Raw genomic sequence first — 473 nt, 5'->3', positions numbered from 1 at the left:
TTGTCCTTGTCTATTGCCTGAAAGCTTCTCGAGACGGTTGCCGGGAGGTACTTTAAGGTCGTCCAATCTCTCGGCAGAATCTAGTAATACAAGCTTTCGATAAGCTAAGCGCTGTATATCTACAGAGAATTTCTTTACGAATTGGCGCTCAAATATCTTCTCGGCCTCTTTGCAGCGGAAGCTTTTTATCATAATCGGATAATAACGTTATGCGTTATTACTGTCAACGTTATTTCAAATATTGGATAACATCTGGTTTATTGTGGATACTGTTCGAGTTTATATTACTTTGATAATGGATTGCCGGGGCACGCCCAAGCGTCTTGCTTCTTTATCCAGCAAGCGGATCATCCACAAAGGGAAATCTACATTTACTCTTTTCTGTTCTTGTTCGGGCCTCCTTGATTTGGATATGTCGAGGTATTTGGTAATATCCTTTTTGCCTTCGTCAAATATTTTTTCAAACTCACGCG

2 protein-coding genes are annotated in these 473 nt (G+C 40.6%); both read right to left on the bottom strand.

Going from position 1 to position 473, the window contains the following annotated elements; genetic code table 11:
* Positions 1 to 192, bottom strand: a 192-nt coding sequence (locus tag COY37_RS08840) for a type II toxin-antitoxin system RelE/ParE family toxin (RefSeq protein ID WP_286977264.1), incomplete at its 3' end; no start/stop codon positions are given.
* A gap of 87 nt (positions 193 to 279) precedes the next feature.
* Positions 280 to 473: type II toxin-antitoxin system BrnA family antitoxin (brnA, locus tag COY37_RS08835; protein WP_286977261.1), on the bottom strand; the 194-nt coding region annotated here is incomplete at its 5' end.

This window comes from Candidatus Aquicultor secundus (assembly GCF_002791875.1).
GTDB classification, from domain to species: Bacteria; Actinomycetota; Aquicultoria; order Aquicultorales; family Aquicultoraceae; genus Aquicultor_A; species Aquicultor_A secundus.
Note: the sequence above shows the minus strand (reverse complement) of the source record. Positions and strands in the feature narration are given on the sequence as shown.